The organism is Lacihabitans sp. CS3-21 (assembly GCF_024343675.1).
In the GTDB taxonomy this organism is placed as follows: domain Bacteria; phylum Bacteroidota; class Bacteroidia; order Cytophagales; family Spirosomataceae; genus Leadbetterella.
In genome coordinates, this window is the sequence record NZ_RJUD01000100.1 from 37,213 (window position 1) to 43,806 (window position 6,594).

At 35.2% G+C, this 6,594-nt stretch carries 8 protein-coding genes; all 8 read right to left on the minus strand.

Annotation, left to right across the window (positions count from 1 at the left end):
* Positions 1-93: 93 nt before the first annotated feature.
* Entirely contained in the window at positions 94-906 is an 813-nt protein-coding gene (locus tag EGI24_RS17355; protein WP_255049808.1) for an energy transducer TonB, read from the minus strand.
* 12 nt (positions 907-918) lie between these two features.
* Positions 919-1,452, minus strand: coding sequence for a biopolymer transporter ExbD (locus EGI24_RS17360; RefSeq protein ID WP_255049809.1), 534 nt, complete (start codon positions 1,450-1,452; stop codon positions 919-921).
* A 389-nt stretch (positions 1,453-1,841) separates the two neighbouring features.
* Positions 1,842-2,051, minus strand: coding sequence for a hypothetical protein (locus tag EGI24_RS17365; RefSeq protein ID WP_255049810.1), 210 nt, complete (start codon positions 2,049-2,051; stop codon positions 1,842-1,844).
* Positions 2,052-2,056: 5 nt separating this feature from the next.
* On the minus strand, positions 2,057-2,887 hold the full coding sequence (locus EGI24_RS17370) for an energy transducer TonB (protein ID WP_255049811.1): 831 nt from the start codon (positions 2,885-2,887) through the stop codon (positions 2,057-2,059).
* A gap of 26 nt (positions 2,888-2,913) precedes the next feature.
* Entirely contained in the window at positions 2,914-3,468 is a 555-nt protein-coding gene (locus tag EGI24_RS17375; RefSeq protein WP_255049812.1) for a biopolymer transporter ExbD, read from the minus strand.
* A gap of 22 nt (positions 3,469-3,490) precedes the next feature.
* Positions 3,491-4,078 (minus strand): biopolymer transporter ExbD, encoded by a 588-nt coding sequence (locus tag EGI24_RS17380; protein ID WP_255049813.1) that lies wholly within the window; start codon positions 4,076-4,078, stop codon positions 3,491-3,493.
* Between the two features lie 43 nt (positions 4,079-4,121).
* Entirely contained in the window at positions 4,122-4,940 is an 819-nt protein-coding gene (locus EGI24_RS17385; protein WP_255049814.1) for a MotA/TolQ/ExbB proton channel family protein, read from the minus strand.
* Between the two features lie 323 nt (positions 4,941-5,263).
* On the minus strand, positions 5,264-6,594 hold a 1,331-nt coding region (locus EGI24_RS17390), incomplete at its 5' end, for a M28 family peptidase (protein WP_255049815.1).

Genomic DNA, 6,594 nt, shown 5'->3' on the forward strand with positions numbered 1-6,594 from the left:
CAGATTGAGATTGTATTTTATTCTCTTAAAACTATCAGGTTTTTATTTAAGTTCAAACAAACGGGCCATCTTCTGACCCGTTTGTAATATATGTTACTCAAGCTGATATACTACGGGCATGTTGTAGTAAACCCTTACGGCTTTACCATTTTGTTTCCCTGGCGACCATTTTGGCATTAACCTTACTACTCTTTCTGCCTCTTCATTGCATCCGAATCCAATACCTTTTATGATTTCAACGTTATCAATACTGCCGTCTTTTTCGACCACAAATCTAACATAGACCTTGCCTGATACATTCGCCCTTACTGCGGTTTCTGGATAATGAATATTCTTAGCTAAGAATTTATAGAGCTCTTTTTCTCCATTAGGGAACTGCGGCTGCTGTTCAACGGCAACAAATACTTTGCCTTCATCAGGTTCATCTAAATCTATTTTTTTCGTAATTTCTGGCACTACAGCAGGAGGAATCATTAGGTCAGATTCTGGTCCTTCTGTTGTAACGTTTGAAATAGTTTTACCTTCCATATCTTCTGGCTTTGGAGGTGGAGTTTCAATAATTGGACTGTCATCATCCACCACTTTAGGTGGTAAATAAGTTATTGTTGCTGGTGGCTCAACTTCTTGTTTGGGTGGTGGAGGGGTTATTTCAATAGTTTCAATGGGTGGTTCTACGGGTGGAGGAGTGAATTGAATGGTTACTTCGGTTGTCGGAGTGATTGGACCAAGATTTAAGATATATTTGTTGTAAGTAAAAGCACCTCCAAATAATAGAATGAAACAACTGCTACCCATAATCATCGCTCTTGTAAGATAATTACTATAGTTTTTTCTTAGAAAGTAGGCACCGTATTCTTTGTTACGGTTTTCAAAAATGATGTCATCAAAATTCTCTGTGTTTTTCATAATTGTAATTGTTTATTTGTTTTTCATAATCTGTGCCTCATCTATATTGCGATATGCCAAAACTTCTTTTGGGAAAAGATCAACCAATGCATATCGCCGCATGTTGGTTATTTCCATTTCATCTAATATATCTACGGTGTTTTTAAAGTTTGCCTCATTGCTGGGTTTTATGATCACTGTAAAGTTCTCTGGTTTTTTTGATTGACTGTATTTCTCTAAAATCAGTTTTCGGATACCATTTGCTGTGAAATTTGACTCTATCAAATCCATCGCTGTAAGTTCTATAAGGTCCTTTTGATGCCAATAGATTTTATCGTTTTTGCCTAAAATAATTGTTATTGAGTTTTCTGTGCTTATTTCTGAATTTCCCTTCCCTTTTTCAGGCATGGTCAATTTCATTATATTGGGATTGCTGAATGTAGTAGTAAACATAAAGAATGTGATCAGCAAGAACCCCAGATCAACCATGGGCGTCATATCTGGTTTTGTAGAACTTCTTTTTAATTGGCGTTTGCCTTTCGCTAGGTTTTCTTCAATTTCAGCCATTTTAGTAATATTTAGGTTTTATATTAATTCTTTAGTTTACATATCTGAGGCGATTGTTTCATTTATAGTACTAAAGTAATAATAAAAATTTACTATGCAATGAATTTATGATTTATTTAATTAAATATTTAGTTATAAAACTTAATATGTAGTTATTTTAGAAGAATTCATTAGGTTTTTAATAGATAAAGATCTGTAAAACAAAGAGTTGGTTGAAATTACTGAGGGAGGTAATTAATTTTTCATTTTGAAGATACAATGGGAGAGAATATCAAAGTCAAAATAGTATCATTTGTATGGAAGGATTGGAGATATTTTAGCTAATACGGTATATTGAAAATTAATGATTAAGTGAAGTTTGAAATTTAGCCACAAAAAAAAGAGTCGTTTTAAAACGACTCTTCTTTTGATATTTGAAATGCTCGGTAGACTCTGTAAATTCCGTAGAGAATTAGTACAACTCCTAATATCCAAGCAATTTTTTCATCCAATGAAGTCAAAAACCATTTTTCCTTGATTACATAGCCACCCAATAACGTGTATCCGATACCTATAATAACCTGAAGCCAGATTTTTGCTTTTCCGAATAAATTCTCCATTCGTATTAGTCTAATTTGTACACTACTGGCATGTTGTAGAATACCCTAACGTTTTTACCGTTTTGGCGACCTGGATTCCATTTCGGCATAGACTTGATCACTCTAATAGCTTCTTCGTCACAACCAAAACCAATTCCTTTCATTACTTCAACATTTCCAATAGAACCATCTTTTTCAACAACGAACTTAACGAATACTCTACCTGCTACGTTTGCTCTTTGAGCAGCTGCTGGGTATTTGATGTTTTCGCCAAGGAATTTATACATGGCACTTTGTCCACCTGGGAATTCTGGATTTTGCTCAACCGCAGTAAAGATTTCCTCTTCCTTTGGTTTTTCAATGGCTACTATCTTTACTTCTTCTGGAGGTGGAGGTGGAATAAACGCATCTACTGCATCCACACCTTCAACAGTTTTGTTTGAGATAACGGCCTTTTCCACTTCTTCTGCCGGTGGTGGTGGTTCTTCTACCAAAACCTCTTCATCTTTCTTAGGCTCTGGAGGTAAGAACTTAATTTGTGCTACTTCTGGTGGTGGTTCCACTGGAGGTGGCGGCGGCGGCGGAGGTATGTCTAGCTTTTCCTCCGGTAACTCCTCTTTCAATTTGGACAAGTCTATTTCTACTTCTTGATCCTTGGCGGCTTCAAGCCTAGGAAGGATATAGTTGTTATAAGTGTAAGCACCTCCAAACAACAATACAAATATACTGGTTCCGTATATCAAAGCACGAGTCAAATAGCCTTTATAATTTTTCCTTAGATAGTATGCACCGTATTCTTTGTTACGGTTTTCGAATACCATGTCATCTAAGGTTACATTTTCTGCTTTACTGCTCATATTTTTTTGAGATTAAAACCTTAGTGTTAATTACCTCCTTTCGGAGTTTTCATTTTCTCTGTGTATGCGTCTACTTCTTGTTTTTGAAGGTCTACAATCGCATACAACTTGTTGCCTGTAATTTCCATCTCATCCAATATATCTACTGTATTTTTGAAAGTAGCTTCATCGGTTGGTTTTAGAATTATAGTAAACTTAGAGCTGTCTATAGCTGACATTTTTTTCTTCATTATATCCGCTCTAATTCCAGTAGCAGAATAATCTGTTTCGATTAAATCTGCTGCTGTTACATCTGCAACAGCCTGTTGGTACCAGAAAATTCTATCGTCTTTACCCATAACGATTGATATGGTATTAGACAACTTGATTTCGCTGGTTTCTTGATCCTCAGGCTCTTCATCGTTTTTCTCAGGCATGTTTAGCTTCATCATATTTGGTTTGCTAAACGTGGTGGTAAACATAAAAAAGGTTATAAGTAGAAAACCTAAATCCACCATTGGTGTCATATCTGGTTTTCCAGAATTCTTTTTCGATCTTACTTTCCCGCCTTTCCCGGAGTCTTTTTCTTGTATTTCAGCCATTTCTTAAATTAAGGTTATGGTATTATTCTCCTTTGGTTACTAATCTAAACTTGTAAATTTTGGCTTTGCCCAACTCGTCAAATAGAACTTTAACTGCTGGATATTGCGTTTTTACATCTCCTCTAATTGCAAGATTACCTGCTGGATTAGATTCTGCATAGGCTTTCACCCAATCAACGAGTTCAGTATTAACAGAGTCACAGGCTATTCCTGGTACTTTTACTTTTTCTCTATCTGAAGCATTTAGGTTTAGATAAGACTTAAGTCCTTCTTTTCCTACACCTACTTCAGCTATTTTAGTAAATGTATTTTGTTCATCTGCTGTTAATCCAAGGTTCATTTTTGTATTCAATACATTGATAAACGCTCTTCTTTCTACTGGCTCAGTGATACCGAAGTAATATTTACCTTCGTTGGTTACTGATATTGTTCCAATGTTTTTTTCTTCAACTATCAAATCAGACACCGAAGAAGGTGTTATAACTTTTACCGTTTCCTGACTTTTAAAGGTCGTGGTCATGATAAAGAAAGTTAACAATAAGAACGCTACGTCACACATTGCGGTCATGTCCATAGCCGGTCCGTGTCTTTTTGGTTTTACTTGTGCCATCTATTAAATGTTTTTAAGTTTTTAACAATAGGTTTCGATAAAATTAGTTATGAGACGAGAAGTTTTGTTGAAGGCTCATACCTATTTCGTCAATCTTATATGTCAAAGTATCAATAGAAGAAGTAAAGTAATTGTATACCATGATAGCGATAGCAGATGTACCGATACCAAGACCTGTATTGATTAGGGCTTCTGCGATACCTTTTGCAAGAGCGGCTGCATCTGGAGAGCCACCACCTGAACCAAGGGCGAAGAATGACTTGATCATACCGATTACCGTTCCTAATAGGGCTACCAATGTAGATACTGAAGCCAAAGTAGAAAGGATTGTAAGGTTTTTCTCCAACATTGGAAGTTCCAAAGAAGTAGCTTCTTCGATTTCTTTTTGTAGAGCAGCAAGTTTTTGCTCTTTGTTTAGACCTGAATCTGATTGCAATTGAGCGTATTTCTCAAGAGCAGTTTTAGTAACGTTACCAACAGTTCCTTTTTGTTTTTCACACTCCTTCATAGCATCAGCAATGTTGTTTTGATCCAACAAAGTTCTTACTTTTCTTACGAAAGCATCTAAGTCACCTGAACCGCCAGCTTTGCCTAAAGTAATGAATCTTTCGATTGAGAAAACCAATACTGTAAGCATGAATGTAATTAGGAAAGGTACGATGATACCACCAGAATAAATAATACCCAATGCGTTTTTCGGGTTGTGCATTGTCTCAGGATCCTCAAAGTTTGAAGGTGAACCCAATATTACATAGTAGATAGCAAAAGCTATCGCCATCAAGATTGGGATAACGATAATAGGATTAATACCTGAAGATTTTTTGGCTGGCTTTGCAGCTGGAGCTTTAGTCTTTTTTTCCATTTGATTAGAAAATTTTTAGGGTTTTTAAAAAATGATTAAACTTTTGTTTGTTAATCTTTAGTAATAAATTAAAGATTCAGAACACTTTTCCGCCTTGGAATTATAATTCTTTGGCAATTCTAATTAAAAACTCTTAAACATAAAATTATTTTTTGGATTAATTTTCTAAAAACTATAAAATTAGTTATTGAGTTTTTCATTTAATTTCGTCAAATCGACACTTTGGCACTCATTGTTTGCTTATTATTAAATACTTATATTTATTATACGGTGTTATGTTATTTTTTGAATATTTAATTCTGAAAGTATCACTTCGAGACAATTTAAGGTTTGTTACTATCCACAATAATTCTTTCACTTCTATTGGCCAATTCCCATGAGGTAGCAAATACCAATTGCGTGATTTTAGAATATTTTGTAAATAATATTTTTTCTACATCATCTCCTGGTTTATGATAGTCTTCATGAACACCTGTGAAATAAAAAATTACAGGTATTTTATTCTTGGCAAAATTGTAATGATCAGACCTGTAATAAAATCTATTGGGGTCTTTTGGGTCGTTAAATTCATAATCGAGCTCAAAATTTATAGTCTCTTTGTTTACACGCTCTGAAATAGAATGAAGTTCAGATGAAAGTTTATCACTTCCAATTAGATATACATAATTTTGATTGCTTTCGTGTTTTTTGTCAATCCTTCCAATCATGTCTATGTTTAAATCACAAACCGTTTTTTCTAATCGGATTATCGGATTTATATCTGTGTAATATTTTGACCCCAGAAGTCCTTTTTCTTCGCCTGTAACCCACAGGAATAGAATGCTTCTTCTAGGTCCATTTCCAGCTGCTTTGGCTTTAGAATATGCCTCTGCCAGTTCCAATAATGCACAAGTTCCTGATCCATCGTCATCCGCTCCATTATGAATGCGTCCCTTGTCATCAGTGCCAACATGGTCATAATGTGCTGATATGATGACCACTTCATCTTTTTTGTCGGTTCCTTCCAAGAAACCCATTATGTTGGATGTTTCTATAGTGTCTTCTCCTCTTTCAGATTTTATTTTTATGGTGCTTTTCTTGGTTTTCAGTTTATTTTCAGGATTCGCAATTTTTTCCTCTAACTTTTTCTGACTGATGCCTAGCATTTCAGCTGCCATGTTTTTGGAAATTATAAAAGTGGGAACAGCAGAGGTGACGGAAGGGCTTTCAGGTTTAGATTTTTCTATGGCTAGTCTATTAAATCTAGAAAGAACCGCCTTCCGTTCTGCATTGAGGGTTTTGAATTGGTCCGAATCCGCAAGTGAGACTACAAAAACAAAGTCTGCACCTAAGTCTGCTGCGATTTTTTGTTTTTTCTTTAACCCTGGGCTACCAATCCAATCTGAATTGTCTGTGTTACTCGATACAAACTTTCCGGCTTTGTTTTTCGGTTCATTTTCTATCAAAATAACCGCTTTGCCTTTTACGCTTTTGTTTAAGTAGTCATTTGAGGTTTCGGATTGAATGCCATAACCCACAAAAACAGTTTCAATTTCCTTTTCAACAGGGATATTAATCATTCCAACTGGAAAGTAATCATTGAAAAATACTTTCTTCTTACCATTGATTACTACATAGGATTCTTTCCATCCGTTTTTATACAATTCAATTTTTT